At 34.9% G+C, this 18,337-nt stretch carries 16 protein-coding genes and 1 riboswitch; of the genes, 8 read left to right on the forward strand and 8 right to left on the reverse strand.

The features are described from left to right. Positions 1–33: 33 nt before the first annotated feature. Complete coding sequence (locus JFU20_RS22390; protein ID WP_002014804.1) at positions 34–1,794, reverse strand: alpha-glycosidase; 1,761 nt, start codon at positions 1,792–1,794, stop codon at positions 34–36. 323 nt (positions 1,795–2,117) lie between these two features. Here JFU20_RS22390 and JFU20_RS22395 point away from each other — a divergent pair, with 323 nt between their 5' ends. The 4 genes from JFU20_RS22395 to malR all read left to right on the forward strand — a co-directional run bounded on the left by JFU20_RS22395 (position 2,118) and on the right by malR (position 6,911). Beyond that, complete coding sequence (locus tag JFU20_RS22395) at positions 2,118–3,377, forward strand: extracellular solute-binding protein (protein WP_002014806.1); 1,260 nt, start codon at positions 2,118–2,120, stop codon at positions 3,375–3,377. Between the two features lie 76 nt (positions 3,378–3,453). Then, positions 3,454–4,755 carry a maltosaccharide ABC transporter permease MalC gene (gene malC, locus JFU20_RS22400; RefSeq protein WP_002014807.1) on the forward strand — a complete coding sequence of 434 codons (1,302 nt, stop codon included), beginning with the start codon at positions 3,454–3,456 and terminating at the stop codon, positions 4,753–4,755. Then, the gene (gene malD, locus JFU20_RS22405; RefSeq protein ID WP_002145966.1) at positions 4,756–5,598 is read left to right on the forward strand and encodes a maltosaccharide ABC transporter permease MalD; all 843 of its coding nucleotides are present in this window, start codon (positions 4,756–4,758) and stop codon (positions 5,596–5,598) included. It begins immediately after the preceding gene. A gap of 281 nt (positions 5,599–5,879) precedes the next feature. Beyond that, positions 5,880–6,911, forward strand: a complete 1,032-nt coding sequence (gene malR, locus JFU20_RS22410; protein WP_002014809.1) for a maltose operon transcriptional repressor MalR — start codon at positions 5,880–5,882, stop codon at positions 6,909–6,911. A 4-nt stretch (positions 6,912–6,915) separates the two neighbouring features. On the opposite strand, the gene JFU20_RS22415 is transcribed toward malR, so the two are convergent. Further along, positions 6,916–8,079: an aminotransferase A gene (locus JFU20_RS22415; protein ID WP_002066944.1), complete on the reverse strand. Its 1,164-nt coding sequence runs from the start codon at positions 8,077–8,079 to the stop codon at positions 6,916–6,918. A 234-nt stretch (positions 8,080–8,313) separates the two neighbouring features. Then, entirely contained in the window at positions 8,314–8,514 is a 201-nt protein-coding gene (locus JFU20_RS22420; protein WP_002014813.1) for a hypothetical protein, read from the reverse strand. Between the two features lie 309 nt (positions 8,515–8,823). On the opposite strand from JFU20_RS22420, the gene JFU20_RS22425 reads away from it, so the two are divergent. Continuing rightward, complete coding sequence (locus JFU20_RS22425; RefSeq protein WP_002014814.1) at positions 8,824–10,098, forward strand: sensor histidine kinase; 1,275 nt, start codon at positions 8,824–8,826, stop codon at positions 10,096–10,098. A 59-nt stretch (positions 10,099–10,157) separates the two neighbouring features. On the opposite strand, the gene JFU20_RS22430 is transcribed toward JFU20_RS22425, so the two are convergent. Beyond that, the gene (locus tag JFU20_RS22430) at positions 10,158–10,901 is read right to left on the reverse strand and encodes a DUF3967 domain-containing protein (protein ID WP_002014816.1); all 744 of its coding nucleotides are present in this window, start codon (positions 10,899–10,901) and stop codon (positions 10,158–10,160) included. A 236-nt stretch (positions 10,902–11,137) separates the two neighbouring features. On the opposite strand from JFU20_RS22430, the gene nucA reads away from it, so the two are divergent. Beyond that, positions 11,138–11,572 carry a DNA-entry nuclease gene (gene nucA / locus JFU20_RS22435; protein ID WP_002014817.1) on the forward strand — a complete coding sequence of 145 codons (435 nt, stop codon included), beginning with the start codon at positions 11,138–11,140 and terminating at the stop codon, positions 11,570–11,572. Between the two features lie 39 nt (positions 11,573–11,611). Then, complete coding sequence (gene comJ, locus JFU20_RS22440) at positions 11,612–12,001, forward strand: competence protein ComJ (RefSeq protein ID WP_002014818.1); 390 nt, start codon at positions 11,612–11,614, stop codon at positions 11,999–12,001. A gap of 39 nt (positions 12,002–12,040) precedes the next feature. On the opposite strand, the gene metE is transcribed toward comJ, so the two are convergent. The 3 genes from metE to JFU20_RS22455 all read right to left on the reverse strand — a co-directional run bounded on the left by metE (position 12,041) and on the right by JFU20_RS22455 (position 17,060). After that, positions 12,041–14,329, reverse strand: coding sequence for a 5-methyltetrahydropteroyltriglutamate--homocysteine S-methyltransferase (metE, locus tag JFU20_RS22445; protein WP_002014819.1), 2,289 nt, complete (start codon positions 14,327–14,329; stop codon positions 12,041–12,043). Between the two features lie 130 nt (positions 14,330–14,459). Beyond that, positions 14,460–14,647, reverse strand: a riboswitch (cobalamin riboswitch). Positions 14,648–14,869: 222 nt separating this feature from the next. Then, positions 14,870–15,427 carry a PadR family transcriptional regulator gene (locus JFU20_RS22450; protein ID WP_002165135.1) on the reverse strand — a complete coding sequence of 186 codons (558 nt, stop codon included), beginning with the start codon at positions 15,425–15,427 and terminating at the stop codon, positions 14,870–14,872. A 91-nt stretch (positions 15,428–15,518) separates the two neighbouring features. Continuing rightward, on the reverse strand, positions 15,519–17,060 hold the full coding sequence (locus tag JFU20_RS22455) for an MDR family MFS transporter (RefSeq protein ID WP_002014821.1): 1,542 nt from the start codon (positions 17,058–17,060) through the stop codon (positions 15,519–15,521). 511 nt (positions 17,061–17,571) lie between these two features. Here JFU20_RS22455 and JFU20_RS22460 point away from each other — a divergent pair. Further along, a complete protein-coding gene (locus JFU20_RS22460; protein ID WP_002014823.1) occupies positions 17,572–18,072 on the forward strand; it encodes a hypothetical protein in 501 nt (166 codons plus the stop codon). Positions 18,073–18,103: 31 nt separating this feature from the next. Here the strand turns inward: JFU20_RS22460 and JFU20_RS22465 are convergent, their stop codons facing one another. Beyond that, the gene (locus JFU20_RS22465) at positions 18,104–18,337 is read right to left on the reverse strand and encodes a phage holin (protein ID WP_002014824.1); all 234 of its coding nucleotides are present in this window, start codon (positions 18,335–18,337) and stop codon (positions 18,104–18,106) included.

Genomic DNA, 18,337 nt, shown 5'->3' on the forward strand with positions numbered 1-18,337 from the left:
GCCTTATGCCACCTGGGTATAAGGCTTTTTCGATTACCATTTTAATATGGAGAATCCATATGGAGGAAGTGTAACTTGTAATATACTTGCTTCCGCTGAAAATTCTTCGTTTGTATATATATTGACTATTTTTTTTCCTGTAATATGACTAGGGAGTGAAGCTGTAATTTCATCGTTAGTAGGATTTAAAACGAAAAAGATAGTTTCATCTTCATATGTCTTCGTATAAGAAATATAATTATGTTCATCATTTGCTTCGATGAATTTGAAAGTGCCATGTCCTCCAAATGCTTTATATTGTTTCCGTAATGAAATTAATGTTTGTATATGTGTAAATAATACATGATCTTGTTCGTTTATATCCCAAATCATACATTTACGGCAATCAGGGTCCATGCCGCCATCCATACCGATTTCATCACCGTAATAAATACAAGGAGAACCGATGAAAGAAAGGTGGAATACATAGAGTAAATTTAACTTATTTTTATCCCCATTACATGTTGTTAAAATTCTTGGTGTGTCATGACTGTCTAATAAATGAAATGCAGCTTCATTTACATTCATAGAGTAGGAATGTAGAGATTCTGTAATTTGTTTCATGAATTCACTTGCTTTAATGGAACCGTTAGCAAAGTAAGAAAGTAGAGCGTTTGTAACAGGATAACTCATTACAGCATCAAATTGATCCCCTTGTAGCCATGGGAGTGCATCGTGCCAAATTTCTCCTAAAATATATACTTCAGGATTTACTGTTTTTATTTCACTTCGGAATTCTCTCCAAAAACTGTGATCGACCTCATTTGCTACATCAAGGCGCCAACCATCTATATGAAATTCTCTTACCCAATAACGACCTACTTCAAGTAAGTATTCTTTTACATCTGGGTGTGCAGTATTTAATTTAGGCATATATGGTGTAAATGCGAAAGTATCATAGTTAGGAAGTGGATCGGTTATAATTGGAAACTCATGAATATGGAACCAATCTTTATAGGCGGAATTCTCGCCTTGGTCCAGCACGTCTTGAAATTTATCAAAGAAGTATCCGCTATGATTAAAAACAGCGTCGAGCATTACTTTTATACCACGTTTATGACACGCCTGAACGAGTTCTTTGAACGTTTCTTTCGTCCCGAATTGTGGATCGATTTTCATGTAATCAATTGTGTCATATTTATGATTCGAATGAGCTTTGAAAATAGGAGTGAAATAAATGCCAGAGATTCCAAGCTTCACAAGGTAATCAAGATTTTGAAGAATACCAGCAAAATCACCTCCGAAAAAATTAGTAGCAGTTGGCTCTGCACTGCTCCAAGGAAGGGTGTTTGCTGGATTTAATGTACTATCCCCGTTAGCGAATCGTTCCGGGAAAATTTGATACCATACTGTGTCTTTAATCCAGGATGGTGCCCTGAAAACGTCTTTTACATGAATAAATGGAAAACAGAAAAAGTTACCAACATCATCATTTGGAATGTTAGAAAAAAATCCTCGCTCTGTATAAATAAGAGTTTCTACATCATTTATTAATTCAAATCCATAACGTAAGCGTTTAAACTTTGGTTCGATCGAAATTGACCAATAATCAAAGAGCTCAGTAGAACCAGTTTTTTTCATCGGTGTGCTTGCTGTGATCCATTTCCCGTCTTGCCATTCGTAAGGATCACCGTAGATAAGTGTGGCGGTGTGAACATCATCTCTTTTTGTACGCATCCGGATGTGAATCGTTTTTTCATCGTAAGCGTATGCATAATTATCTTTCGGCCTATGATAGATCGCTTCTTTAAACATATAGAAAATCCCCCTTTAATATCTCTATACATATTGTTCCCTTAAACGTAATAATAAAGATTATGTTGCAAACGATTGCCTTTCTCATAACTTTAATATTGCTTATAAGAGTAGTATTCATTTCATATAAAGTCAATGTGTAAAGAGTAGAATAAGATTATTTTGAAAATTAATATTTGCAAAATGAATAAAAGGATGTATAATGATAGACAAATAGCGCAAACGTTTTCATAGATTATGATATTGTTTGCGCTTCTATTAAACTATCTAATGCAAACGTTTTCAATTAAAGGGTACATAGACAATTTAGGGAGGTTTTTGGGATGAAGAAAGCATTATCACTATTAACGATTTCAGCATTGTCAATCGGTATGTTATCTGCATGTGGACCGAAAGATTCAGGGAAAAAGGAAGTAAGTAAAGAGAAGAAAGATTATGATCTTCTCGTTTGGGAGGATGAGAAAAAAGGTGTGGGTCTAGAGCCGGCAGTGAAAAGTTTTGAAAAGAAATATAATGTAAAAGTAAAAGTTGAAGAGGTTCAGATGACGAAACAAATAGAAAAACTTCGTCTCGACGGTCCAGCTGGCACAGGGCCAGATGTTGTAACATTGCCACATGATCATATTGGTAATGCGGTAACAGAAGGGCTACTTTCAGAAGTGAAAGTGGATGATACAGTAAAAAGTAAATTTACAGATTTATCAATAGAAGCACAAACGTATAACGGAAAATTATACGGTTTACCAAAAGCAATTGAAACACCAATCTTTATTTATAATAAAAAATTGATGCAAAAAGCACCTGAAACGATGGATGAGCTGTTTAACTTCTCAAAAGACTTTACGAAGGATGGCAAGTACGGATTTTTAGCACTAGGAGATAACTTCTACTTCGCTAATGCATTTATGGCAGGTATGGGCGGCTATGTATTTGGTGAGAAAGACGGAAAACCAAATGCAAATGATATCGGATTAAATAATAGCGGTGCAGTACAAGGTGCTGAGTATATTCAAAAATGGTACAAAGAAAAGTTATTCCCGAAAGGTATTATCGGTGAATCTGGTGGTTCAGCTGCAGATGGATTATTTAATGAAGGAAAAGCAGCATCTATTATGAATGGTCCATGGGCATTCCAAGCGATGGAAAAGGCTGGAATTGATTATGGTGTTGCTCCAATGCCAAAATTACCAAATGGTCAACCGATGAAAACGTTCGTTGGTGTAAAAGGATGGCATGTAACAAGCTTCTCTAAACAAAATGATTTAGCTACAAAATTCACTGATTGGGTTACAAATGAAGAAAATGCGAAAATTCGATTTGAGAAAACGAAAGAAATTCCGCCAGTAAAATCAGTAATGGAAGATCCAATCATTAAAGATAACGAAGCTGCAAAAGCAGTTGCAACGCAATCGGGAAATGGAATTCCAATGCCGAATATTCCAGAAATGCAGGAAGTTTGGAAACCAGCTGGGGATGCGCTTCAATTAGTTGTATCAGATAAAGAAGTACCAAAATCCGCACTTGATAATGCAGTGAAACAAATTAAAGGTAATATTGAGGCAAATCATAGTAAGAAAAAATAAGGTGAAATTCGTGCTTCTAATATAAGAGGCACGAATTCTCTCCCTTCCAAGTAGGAAGAAAAAAGGGGGAAGGAACATGCAAACATCTATGGAACCAGAGAGAGAGTTAAACGGTTCAAAGCATAGGAAAATGGCGACCATGTTATCAATCATTCCAGGTATTGGTCAACTATATAATAAACAATTTGTAAAAGGTCTTATTTTTCTAGTATTAACAGGTTCATTTATTGTAGCATTTGCTGATTTGTTAAATATAGGATTATGGGGAATTGTAACGCTTGGTACAGAAGTTCCACGTGACCATTCGGTCTTTCTATTAGTAGAAGGGATTTTGGCACTAATCGTCGTTGTGTTTGGTCTAGGGATATATGCATTTAACTTATATGATGCATATCAAAATGGGAAAAAACGTGATATAGGAACGCCATTAAACTCTGTAAAAGAGCAATATCGTAACTTATTAGATCAAGGTTTTCCATATTTAATGGTTTCACCAGGTTTTCTATTGCTTATCTTTGTTGTTGTTTTCCCAATCATTTTCGTAATTTTAATTGGATTTACGAATTATGATTTATACCACTCTCCTCCAGCTAAATTAGTAGATTGGGTGGGCTTTAAAAACTTTATTGATATTTTCACATTACCAATGTGGAGAGATACATTTTTGAGTGTATTTTCTTGGACTGTCATTTGGACGTTTGTTGCAACAACGTTACAAGTTGCACTTGGTATTTTTTTAGCGATTATCGTAAATCAGCCTGGTATTAAAGGGAAGGCAATTATTCGAACAATCTTTATTTTACCGTGGGCTGTTCCAGCATTCGTATCTATTCTTGTATTTGCTGGTATGTTTAATGAAACATTTGGAGCAATTAATAACCAAGTATTAGCTTTATTCGGGATTGAAAAGATTGCTTGGATGACAGACCCGTTTTGGGCGAAGATGGCTTTAATTATGATTCAAACGTGGCTCGGTTTCCCGTTCGTCTTTGCAATGACAACAGGTATATTGCAATCGATTCCAGGAGAATTATATGAAGCGGCTACAGTAGATGGAGCAACAGCTTGGCAACAGTTCCGCAAAATTACATTGCCACTTGTTTTATATGCAACAGCGCCAATATTAATTACGCAATATACGTTTAACTTTAATAATTTTAGTATTATTTATCTATTTAATAGCGGGGGACCTGCTGTGTCTGGACAAAATGCGGGTGGAACGGATATTTTAATTTCATGGATCTATAAGTTAACGATGACTTCGGCTCAGTACGGAAAAGCAGCAGCTCTTACAATGATTTTATCGTTAATTGTTATTACAGTTGCGTTATGGCAATTTAAGAGAACAAAATCATTCCAAGAAGAGGATATGATGTAAATGAATATTAAACGACAAAAGATGTTACGTCTTTCATTAAGTTATTTAGTTATCTTCATAATGTGTGCGATTATTTTCTATCCATTATTATGGATAATTGGCTCATCGTTTAATCCAGGGGATAGTTTATCTGGGTCAAGTATTATTCCGGAAAATGCCACGTTAGATCATTATCGCAAGCTACTTGATCTCGATTCAAGTAACTACTTACTTTGGTATAAAAATACTTTAAAAGTTAGCGTAATGACGATGATTTTCTCTGTGCTAGCCATTAGCTTTACTGCTTATGCATTTTCGAGATATCGTTTTGTTGGAAGAAAGAATGGTTTATTAACATTTTTAATTCTGCAAATGATTCCGAACTTTGCAGCGTTAATCGCACTATATATATTAGCTCAGTTAACAGGATTACTTGATACACATCTTGCATTAATTTTAATTTATGTGGGCGGAGCAATTCCGATGAATACATGGCTAATGAAAGGGTATTTTGATACGATTCCGAAAGAGTTGGATGAATCAGCTCGAATGGATGGAGCAGGGCATTTCCGTATTTTCTGGCAAATCATTATGCCGCTTGCAAAACCAATCGTAGCGGTTGTAGCTTTATTCACTTTCATCGGTCCATTTACAGATTTCATTTTAGCGAGTATTATTTTGCGCACACCGGAAAATTATACTTTAGCAGTTGGACTATATGAAATGGTAGCGAAAAAATTTGGTAATGAATTTACGACATTTGCAGCTGGCTCAGTATTAATTGCAATTCCGATTTCTATTTTATTCTTATCGCTGCAAAAATATTTTGTTTCCGGTTTAACGGCTGGAGGTACGAAAGGATGAAAATGGGACATTACGTCCCATTTCTCTTTTCATCTCCCTATAAAAAATTTGTAGGGAGATGAAAAGAGATTTGACATCACATGCGAAAAGATGTGAAATAAATAGTATATTATAGTATAGGAAAATAAAGCTATATCCCTTACAATACATGGAGAGGGAGAAGATAATAATTTTTGCAAGATAGAACGAAGTGATGAAAGTTTGCGGTTTCTCCTATTACTTGCAACGGGTGCAAGATAAAATATATGAAAATGGCAGAGAAGTGAAAGGAGGGGATTTTTATGACAGTTACAATTAAAGATGTGGCGAAGAAGGCGAACGTAGCACCATCAACTGTTTCTCGTGTAATTGCTGATAATCCAAGTATAAGTGAAAAGACAAAGCGCCGTGTTCGAAAAGTAATGAGTGAATTAGGGTATCATCCAAATTTAAATGCAAGAAACCTTGCGAACCAAACGACGAAGACACTTGGTCTTGTTATGCCGAGTTCTGCAAGTAAAGCTTTTCAAAATCCATTTTTCCCAGAAGTTATAAGAGGAATTAGTTCATTTGCACATGTGGAAGGGTATGCGCTTTATATGTCGACTGGTGAAACGGAAGATGAAATTTTTAATGGTGTTGTAAAAATGGTACAAGGGCGTCAAATCGGTGGTATTATTCTTTTATATTCAAGAGAGAACGATCGGATTATTCAATACTTGCATGACCAAAACTTCCCGTTTGTTTTAATTGGAAAACCATATGATCGAAAAGATGAAATTACATATGTAGATAATGACAATTATACAGCTGCAAGAGAAGTAGCGGAATATTTGATTTCATTAGGCCATAAACAAATCGCATTCATCGGCGGTGGATCAGATTTACTTGTAACGAGAGATCGTTTGGCGGGGATGAGTGATGCTTTGAAACTAGCAGATATTCTATTGCCGAAAGAGTATATTTTACACTTTGATTTTTCAAGAGAGAGTGGTCAACAGGCTGTTGAGGAATTAATGGGACTAAAGCAACCACCGACGGCAATTATGGCAACGGATGATTTAATTGGACTTGGCGTGTTAAGTGCGCTTTCTAAAAAAGGATTTGTTGTACCGAAAGATGTTTCGATTGTAAGCTTTAACAATGCTTTATTATCAGAAATTGCTAGTCCACCACTTTCGACAGTTGATGTGAATATTTATCAATTAGGGTATGAAGCGGCAAAAGCTTTAGTTGATAAGGTGGAGCATTCTGAATCTACTTCAAAATGCATTATTATTCCGCATAAATTATTGAAGCGTCAAACTTGTGATCATTATGCAACAAAAAGCTAAGAGTTTAACTCTTAGCTTTTTTCTTTAGAAAGGCTTCTAAACGGTCACAGCCTTCTTTTAAAGTTTCGATACTGTAAGCATAGGAAAGGCGAAGGTAGCCTTCACCGTATTCGGAAAATGCGGTTCCAGGAACAACGGCTAGCCCAGCTTCTTTTACAAGATCAAGTGCAAAATCAAATGATGAAGATGTTAAATGTCCAACATATGGGAATAAATAAAATGCACCTGTTGGCTTCTCAACCGTTAAACCCATTTGAATGAGTCTATTATACACGTAATCACGGCGTTTTTTGTATTGATAGCGCATCATCTTCGGTGCATCTTTAGCAGCTGTTAAAGCTTCGATTGCAGCATATTGAGCAATTGAAGTAGCGCATGTAACATTGTATTGATGCACTTTTAAAATGTGTTTTGCTAAATAACTTGGGGCAAATAAAAGTCCGATACGCCAACCAGTCATAGAATGTGATTTTGATAAGCCGTTAATGACAATAGTCTTATCACGCATTTCTGGGAAATGAGCGATAGATGTGTGTTTGTCTTCATATACAAGTTCGCTATAAATTTCATCGGAAAGAACGAAAATATTTTTATCTTTTAAGATAGATACAATATCTTCTAATTCTTCTTTTGATAAGGTAACACCAGTTGGATTAGAAGGATACGGTAAAACAACGCATCTTGTTCGTTCTGTAATTGCATTTCGCAGAGCTTCAGCTGTTAAACGAAATCCAGTTTCACGAACATCTATAAAAATAGGAGTTGCACCGCATAGTCGAATAATCGGCTCGTAACCAGGATAAATAGGAGCAGGCAAAATTACTTCCGTTCCTGGTTCTAAAATAGTTCGGAATGTAACATCAATCGCTTCACTAGCACCGATTGTAACAATGGTTTCGTTTTCAGGTGAATAATGTAAATCATAGCGATCCTTTACAAAGTTACAAGCTGCTTCGCGTAATTCTAGTAAACCAGCGTTATGTGTATAGCTTGTATAATTTTCTGTAATGGCCCTTTTAGCTGCTTCTTTTACTAGAGAAGGTGTAGGGAAATCGGGTTGCCCAATTGTTAAAGAGATAAGATTATCATAGTTTTGAATCATATTAGAGAACTGACGGATTCCAGAAATTTGGATGTCCTTCACTCTAGGATTAATGAATTGTTCCATTGTATCTCCCTTTCTTCCGTTTGAAAATTAAGTTCATTTTATCATATTTTCAACTATTACGCTTTGTTTATAAAATTTCCCCAGCTATTTGTGAAAGATAAGAATCGTATCTTAAAATTCAGTGGAAGTAAGAAATTATGTGAGGATTCAAATGTCTATAAGAGTATAAGCTGTGTGAGTTAATTAAAGTTTCACTTAAGCATAAACACAAAAAAAGCCGCTGCAAGCGACTTTTTAATAACCGTATTCCCAATCTATTTCATCTTCGTTCCAAAGTACGGAAGATACTTTGCCAAGATGGACAACGGATTCATTTACAGCACATGTACAGTCTTGGTCCCCTGCTTTATGTTGCAATTCTTCGTATACTGATTTTTCAACGTTTTCTAGCACAACCAAATTTTCTTCTTTTAAAACAAGCGTAGTACCCGCCATATTTATCTTCCTCCTACTAAAGTAATGATCACTTATTTGTAAACATAGATAGTATGGATTATATGCTGTATTTTGCGATAGTTGTCCGTCTAGTGAAGTGTTTTTTATTTTCTTTGTAATCCGTATTCATTGTATACTGCACGAAGGAAATTTGGTACAGGGTTTACAATCATTTCGGAAATTTGTAACATTTATTATTAGTTGTTAACAAATAATTAACAAAGATGTTAAGAAAAATCAAAATTTTGAAACAAATGGACTTATAAAATGATATAATCATATCAAAATACATATAGGGGATGAGAGGCTATGGAGCTGATTCGTGATTTAATGATCCAAATTGCCATCATTATTTTACCACTATTTTTATATGAAGCGATTCGTTTAAATCGTTATCAAGGAATGCTTCCGAAGCCTAATCGCTACTTTATTATGTTTTTATCTAGCGTTACACTCGTTCTCTCCATGACATACTCTATTTGTTTTGGTACCGTTTGCGGATACAATTTTCATCCAGTCCCAATTGTTAGTGGTTTTTTATATGGTGGGATTGTTGGGCTCATCCCTGCCATTATTTATGTTGCATATGAATGGATTTTTAAGGGGCTTAGTTGGTTGCCTATGGTAGAAGTTATATTTCTTTCGATAATTCCATTATTTTTGTCAAAGAAATGGTCTCTTTTTTCAAGAGATAAGAAGCTAATATTAGCTTTTATGATTGCATCATTTTATGTTCTTGTTTCATTAGTAGTCGGGATGTTGAATGTCCTTTTAGAAACAGGTTTTACACCGTACATATCTAATCTATATAGTGGGTATATATTTGCATCACTTATTATGGTTATGACAATGGTATTTCAAGTGTATTTGACTGAGTATTTAAACGAAAATGCATTATTGCGTACAGAAATGCAAAAATCAGAAAAACTTAATATTGTAAGTGAGTTAGCTGCGAGTGTTGCACATGAAGTTCGAAACCCTCTCACTGTTGTACGAGGGTTTATTCAATTGCTAGAGAGTACGGAAGACGTAAAAAACAAAGATTATATGCGTCTCGTATTAGCTGAACTGGATCGTGCTGAACAGATTATTTCAGATTATTTAAATTTAGCAAGGCCTCAAATTGAAAAAAAAGAACATATTTGTTTATCAGCACAATTAATTGAAATGACAACTCTTATGTCATCATTTGCAGCGATGCAGGGCGTTTATTTGCAAGTTGAGATTTCTGAGAGCCTTTATACTATCGGCGATAAGACGAAATTGAAGCAAGCTATTATGAATGTTGTTAAAAACGGTATTGAAGCAATTCAAGGAAACAAAGGGTATTTAAAAGTAACAGCTATTCAAAAAGATGAATTGATAATAATAAGAGTTAAAGATAGTGGTGTTGGAATGACAAAAGAACAGTTAGTAAGGCTTGGACAACCGTATTATTCTTTAAAAGAAAAAGGAACAGGATTAGGCCTTATGGTAACATTTAGTATTTTACAAGCGCATAATGGCACATTGGAATATAAAAGTGAAAGCGGAAAAGGAACTGAAGCTATTATTATATTGCCAGCTGTACGATATAAGGAATAAAAGTTACCGATAGAAGGTAACTTTTTATTTTATCGTGCATTAGAAAAATATACAAAATTTCATTCATTTATTTTTTCTTGTTTTGTTCGAACGAATAAACTTTTAAATGATTGAAAGAAGCTTTGCTCTTTTGAGGCGGCGACTAATCTTTTTGTTTCTTGAATTTCGCGAATAACTTGCATAAGTTGTGTATCACGGTTGCTATCTTTATTGTAAATTTGATTGACAAGTTTATTCATTTTTTCTTCTTGTTTGGATTCTCGCTTATACATATGATTCATTAATAAGTCCATCTTTTCTTTTTGGAGTGCATCTGTTTGAGCGGCGTGAACAACTAAATCTTGTAACATTTTTTCTTGTGAGCCTTCTTTTACATAAACTTGTTGCATTAGTTCATCTAATTTCTCGTCTTTTAAACGATTTTGTGTAATGAGAGTAGAGTTTTGATGAATAATTGCTTCGTTTAATTGAGCAAGCATTTCAAGTTTTAGCATGAACTCCTCAAAGTTACGCCCATCTTCTTTTGGTTGCACTTCTTGTTTATCTTGAATAACAGGTACAGGTGGGGCCTCTTTTTCTTTTAAAATAATAGGTATTGTTTCTGAAATGTCCTCTTGTAATGTAGCAGCTCTTTCATGTATAGATTTCAATAGTTTTAAATCATCCAATTTATAAATACGAGCATCAGCTGTTTTTGAAATGATATAACCGTGTTCCTCTAAGAGTTGGCTATATTTTCGGACTATATGTTTTGGGATACCTGTTTTATTTGTAACATCTTTCGTTTTATAAATAGCTTCCATGATAGTTCCTCCCCAAAAAGTATCGTATATATCATTTCAACCTTTTATGAGGACTTCCTTTGAAAAAGAATGTCGGAAGGTTATTAGTTTTCTACAGCATTAGTGAAAAGATGAAGAAAAATGAATGTTTTTGGCGGAATGGAGAGGAAGAGCTAAAATAATGTCTGAAAACATACATAGAAGAAGTTTGTTATAATAACTGAGGAAAAGAAATTGGTAGGAACACGGAGGTACACATGAAGCAATTTAAAGGTATTATCATTTCAATTATTGCAATTCTTTCTCTTTTGGTAGCAGTATATGAAGTACTTGTGCCAGAGGAGACAAGTACTAAAAAAACAACTACGTATGATCAAATTCTAGAGTTCCCGAAAGAGCGATATCCAGAGACCGGGAAACATATAACGGATGCTATAAAAGAAGGACATTCGGAAATGTGTACAATTGATCGTAATGGTGCAGCGGATAGAAGGAAATTATCGTTAGCGCCATATCCGACGAAGAAAGGTTATGATCGTGATGAATGGCCGATGGCGATGTGTAAGGAAGGCGGAAAAGGAGCTCATATTGAATATATAAGTCCAGCAGATAACCGCGGTGCAGGTTCTTGGGTAGGGAATAAGCTAGACAAATATCCAGATGGTACGCGTGTGAAATTTGAAGTGAAATAGTAATTGGCATACATTTCATAGTGGAGGAGAGGGATAGTTATGGAATTAACAATTTCATATTCGCAATTAATGATAATGAACTATGATGGTCGGCAGCCTTATGTAGATTGGACTCCTGAAGATTTTGAAAGAGGCTATGCTGAGGTGGATGGAGCTATTATTTTTGAAGCAATCTCTGACTATACTTGTGAAGTGGAAGTTACTTGTGGAAATCATATTGAGAAAGAAGAAGTGGTTAGAACGATATCAGTTCCTTTCACAGTGAAGAATGAAGAAGTATATATAACAAGTATTCTTTCTAATAAATATCATATTCCTATTCCGAACGGGGAATATATGATAGTCTTGCAGGCAACTCCTCTTGAAGAGCCATCAGACGATGAATTGTATAAAGTACAATACGACTTCTATTTTGAGAGTGTAGAATAAAAAAACGTGTTATCCTTCAAAAGGATAACACGTTTTTTATTATGCGTTTGTTTTTAGGAGAGAACGAGCGTCTTTTGCTGCCTGAACCATGTGCTCTAAAGCAGGTATAACTTCCTCAGTTCTTCGTGTTTTTAAACCACAGTCTGGATTAATCCAGAAATATTTAGGGTCACATACTTGTAAAGATTGTTCTACGATTGTGAACATTTCATCTTTACTTGGGACACGTGGGCTATGAATATCATATACCCCTAGACCAATTCCTTTTTCATATGTTGTATGCTTTAATGTATTAATAAATTCTCCATGACTTCTTGATGTTTCGATAGAAATAACATCTGCGTCTAACGCTCGAATTGCATCTACAATATCTTCGAAGTTACTATAACACATATGAGTATGAATTTGTGTTTCATTTTCTACAGAAGATGTTGCTAAAAGGAATGATTGAACTGCCCATGTAATGTATGCATCCCAATCTTTTTCTTTTAACGGCATACCTTCACGAAGTGCAGGTTCATCGACTTGGATTACTCTAATTCCGGAAGATTCAAGTAATTCAATTTCATGACGAAGTGCTAATGCAATTTGATATGATACTTCTTTTCTTGAAATATCATTTCGAACGAATGACCAATTTAAAATAGTGACAGGTCCAGTTAGCATACCTTTTACTACTTTCTCTGTTAAGCTTTGTGCATATACAGTTTCTTTAATAGTCATTCCACTTATAAAGGCAACATCACCATAAATAACAGGTGGTTTTACGCAACGAGAACCGTATGATTGTACCCATCCGTTTTTAGTAAAGGAGAAACCAGCAAGTCTTTCTCCAAAATATTCCACCATGTCAGTTCTTTCGAATTCACCATGTACTAGTACATCAAGACCAATATCTTCTTGGTAACGAATCCACTTTGCAGTTTCTTTTTCAATGAATTGATTATATTGTTCATTTGTAATATCGCCGTTACGCCACTGTTTACGTGTTTGACGAACTTCAGATGTTTGCGGGAAGCTACCAATAGTTGTTGTTGGTAACAACGGTAATTGTAAAGCTACTTGCTGTAGTTCATATCGTTTTTCAAATGGAAGAGGACGTGAGAAATCATCTTCTTTAAGTGATGTACGTGCCACTTTTACATCTTCACGATTACGTGCAGCTGATGAGCGGATTGCATGATGTGCATTACGATATGTTGTTAAATCGCTACTGATGCTTTCTACACCTTTAGTAAGAGCAGAATGGATAAGGACTAGTTCTTCTAATTTTTGATTAGCAAATGCAAGTGCATCAAATAATTCACTTGTTAAGTGCGTTTCTTCCGTTTTATCAATTGGAGTATGCAATAAGCTACAAGAAGGTTGAACAATTAAACCTTTTGCTGTGATTTGATTTTGTAATGTTGTAAATAAAGAAAGTACATCATCAAGATCAGCTCTCCAAATGTTACGGCCATCTATACAACCGATAGCTAAAATTTTATCAGCTGGGAATCCGTATTTTGAAATAGCATTTACATTACCTTCTTTGCCATGAACAAAGTCTAATCCAATACCAGAAACAGGGAATGCAATAATTTCTTCATAGTTCTCTTCTACACTATCAAAATATGTTTGTAGAAGAAGATTCGCATTTGGAACCTCTTTATGAATAGCTTCGTAAAGTTCTTTCGCTTGATTAATTTCATCTTTTGTTAAAGATGCGAAGATTGGTTCGTCAACTTGAATAATTTGTGCTCCAGCTGCGTGTAATTCAGAGAATAATTGTACATAAGGTGCAACTAGCTCTTTTAAAATAGTGGCAAATTGCTCTTCGTTATAACCTTTTGCTAGTTTTAGGAATGTATAAGGGCCTAAAATAACTGGTTTTCCATCAACGCCTAACTCTTTTTTCGCTTCTTCATATAAACGAAGAGGACGATTGTCTTTTAAAGAGATTTGTAATCCTTCTTCATATTCAGGAACAATGTAATGATAGTTTGTGTTAAACCATTTTGTCATTTCAGAAGCAACGTGATCTTTAGAGCCGCGTGCCATTGCAAAATATACATCAAGGTAAGAGGTAAACTCTGAAAAACGTGACGGGATGAATCCTAACATGTAGGCCGTATCCAGAACGTGGTCATAATATGTAAAATCGCCAACTGGAATTAATTCAATTCCCTTTTCTTGCTGTACTTTGACGTGTTGAAGGCGAATTTCTTTCATTGTCGTTAAAAATTGTTCTTCATCAATTTTATTGGACCAAAAAGCTTCCAATGTTTTTTTCCACTCTCGTTGTAGTCCGATACGTGGATAACCTAAGTTACTTGTTTGAATTGCCATTTTAAATTCCTCCCTAATTGAAAGTAAGCATTTCCGTTTACTCGGAAATACCTATAACAAAAAGCATAAAGGCATAGAAAAATAAGCCTTCCTTTTTGTTCTTAACACCTCATCATCATCCGTGAGTCTATCAGTGTTGTTAAAATAGGCAGGTATCCTGACTTATGCTTCATATAATTTCTTTCACCTTCCCGCTTTCACAGTGGCACAAAAAAGAAATCTCAGCATTTACAGTGGCGGGACCGTGTTGGAGTTTCACCAAACTTCCCTTTTAAACACGAAGTGAAATATTCGTGTACCTATTTTCCTTTTGAAAGGAATTTAACAAGCGATATGATATTGAAACAAATTCTAACACAATTTTCGGAATTTTGTCCACTGTTTTAAAATAAGAAAATTCTAAAGTTTTTCATTTCTTTTTATTCGGAAAATTAAGTTTTTTGATGTTTATTTATTATTAAAATGAGGGTGTTTTGAGTTGCGAGGAATAATTATAGTGTTAAGTTTTTCTAGAAGAGGAGGCACCTCTTTTAGAAAAACTTAATCATTATCTACACCTATTTCTGAAAGACGACCTGCAGTTGCATCTTGTAAGAGTGTGTTTAGCCAACGTAATTCAACATTAATATGCTCAATGACGCTTTGTAGAATATATAGTTGAGCACGAGGAACTAGTTGTTTATTATGATCGTATATCGTTTGCATTGTATGTAAATATAGCATTGTATCATCTCTCTTTTTTTTCAAAATAGGAGCTAGAGCTTGTTCGTCGCTAAAGTGAGCGAAAGAGAGCGCTGAATAAATAGGTTTATATATTTGGTTTTTCGCTTCAAATTGTTTTAATAATAAGGTGTGGAAAAGGGCTTTTCCTTCCCCTGTTATATGGAAGATTGTTTTATCCGGTCTATTCGTGTCTCTAACAATATTGGTAACGCTAATCGCACCTTGTTTTTCTAATTGCTCGAAGGCGTAGTATAGCGATCCCTTGGCATATTTAATATAACAATCCATTTGTCTTTCTTTCATTATGTGCTGCACTTCATAGGGATGTTTATCTCCTTCGAGTAACAAGCCGAGAATGACTAACTTCATGCTCATGCTGTCTCAACTCCTGTATATAGAAACTTTATATATATTATAAACGGTATATCCTCTTTCATAAAGGGATATACCGTTTTGTTTTTCTATATTAGCTTACTTGTTTTTGTTTTTGCTTTGTTTTTGGTCCTGTTAAAAGACGTTCATTTCCCATAAGTAAAATACAAATTATACTTAGCGTAGCTGGGATAAGTGCCCAGAAAAATGTATTAGCAATAGATGTTGCAAGAGCCTCTTTAATTCCGCTCAGTACTTCAGGAGGTAGCTTTTCAGTAGCGTTTGGTGATAATAAAAAGCTTGTGTCTCCACCTTTAGGAGCCATTTTTTCTAGTTCAGGAGGGAAGACTGCTTTTAATTTATCAGTGAAAACATGATTTTGAATCGTACCGAAAATCGTGACGCCAAGGGTCATTCCAAGTGAACGGAAGAATGAGTTCGTGGATGTAGCAGAACCGCGATCTCTCATTTCTAGTTTGTGGATAGATGCCATACTTAAAACTGAGAAGGAGAATCCAACTCCAAGTCCAGCAAGCACCATAAACATTGTTACGAGTGTACGAGGTGTTTCCATAGTTAAAGTACTTAGTAAATAAATACCAAGAACGAAGAAAACTCCAGATACTGTCATGATGTTACGATAACTTGTTCGTGAAGCTAATTGTCCACCAGTTTGACTTCCGATTACAGATCCTACCATCATAGGTGTCAAAATTAATCCAGCATTTGAGGCTGAACCACCGAGAACACCTTGAACGAAGATTGGAATATAAACTGTACAGATGATAAAAGCTGCGCCATAGAAAAAGGCAACACCTTGGCTAGCTGCAAATAAAGGTTTTTTAAATAAATGGAAAGAAATAATAGGCTCGGTTGCGTTTCTTTCTACGAAGAAGAAAATAATAAGCAGAATAACAACAGTTGAAAATAAACCAATAATCACATTAGAGTCCCATGCATATTCTTTACCACCAAGTTCTAAAGCAAACATTAAGCAAACGATACTAATGACAAGCGTAATAGCACCAGCCCAGTCAATTTTTTGTTTTCGATATTCTAGAGACTCGCTATAGTATTTAGTAATGAAGAAGAAGGAAATAAGTCCTAACGGAATATTAATATAGAAGACCCAGTGCCAACTTATATAATCTGTAATGTAAGCACCTAATAAAGGTCCGAAAACACTAGATGTCCCGAAAACAGCACCAAATAGTCCGGTCATTTTTCCTCGTTTTTCAGGCGGGAATATATCATACATAATTGTAAATGCGATAGGCATAAGAGCGCCGCCACCAATTCCTTGAATGGCTCTATAAATACTTAGTTGTTCAATACTTGATGCTGTCCCGCAAAGTGCAGAACCAAATAAGAAGAGAATTAATCCGCCAATAAAAAAGCGTTTCCGTCCGTACATATCAGACAGCTTACCGAAAATAGGCATTCCGGCCATTGTTGCTACCATGTAGGCGGATGTGACCCAAACGAATTTGTCGAACCCTCCTAAGTCTCCGACAATCGTTGCCATCGCAGTTGCGACGATTGTGTTATCCATTGCTGCCATTAGAATACCAAGTAGTAAACCAGCAACAACAAATTTTGTTTTACTTGAATCGTTTTTTGATAGTTGTGCTTCCAAAAGTAGCCCTCCTTTAATAAAAATTAAACTAACTTAAGTTTTTTAGTGCAATGCATAAAAAAACTTTATGTACAGTTTTTATCGTTCCTCTTCATTTTATAAAAAATTGCACTGACATGATATAAAGGATGGAAATCATAAATTATATTATAGTCAAATTTGACTAAAAGGCAAATGTTTTCTAACGCCAAATTATTTTATCCCGCTTTAACTGCCCGTTAAACCTCCACTGATTAAAGTTTCACTTTATTATATTGACCAAAAGAGAGAGTAAGAATTTATTTTGTTATGTAGTCAAGGAAGGAAATTGTAAAAAAATATTTAATAAAGTATAACCTGTGTCAACCTATTAAAAATGGTTTTTTCTTTATATTGTCGAATAGGATAAAAGGAGAAGAAAAATTTAATATGGTTTATAACAAGCTCAATATTTTTTCTAAGTGTAGTTTATTGCGTCGAGAGGCAGAATACAGTTGTATAGATGATATATCTGGAATGAGGTGAATATATTATGAAAATATGGAAACGAATTTCGGATCAAGGAAGGTATTCTATACCGTTACAGCCGGTTTTGTGGATTGATGGTTCTAAAAAGGACACGGAAGCATCCAATGTAGCAGTCACATTGCAAATCCGTAGTATGTATAAAGAAAAATTTTCGTATGAGATGATCTATGATGTTAATGACATACTAATTATTCGACTTGAAGTTGAAAATAAAGGCGTTGAAATGATTTCGCGAGTAGTTGTAAGTCATATGATTCGTGATTATTTCGCGTATATCCCAAACTCTTTAAAAGCAGATAAGGGAATAAGTGAGTTTTTATTTCAGCTTGTAAGGTGGCGAATCGATAATTTATCACCGAGTGAAAAGGTAGAATTAATTTGTCAAATAAAAGCAAATAAAGATAAAGCTCCTCCCAATTCATTATTTCAGGCTACATATACATTTCAATATAAAGGTGTATCATATGGACCGCTACAAACAAATGAAGTGGTTGTCAGAAAATGATAAGAAGGAACCTGTGCGAAAGGTTCCTTCTTTAATGAAGATTGTGCTTCTTGAGTAATTTCTTTTGTTCCACTCCCTTTTTTCCAATATAGTTATTTTTGTATCCAAAATATAGAATGAATAGAAATGAAATAACATTTACTATAGCGTCAATTTGATCGTTTGTAATGAAGTTTATTCCGAAAGAGTTAAATAGTAATTTTAATGATAACAAAAAGCCAGCTAGTAAGCGCATAATATCTAATAGATTTTCTTTTTGAGGCAT

The organism is Bacillus sp. TH30 (assembly GCF_016650875.1).
Taxonomy (GTDB): Bacteria; Bacillota; Bacilli; order Bacillales; family Bacillaceae_G; genus Bacillus_A; species Bacillus_A mycoides.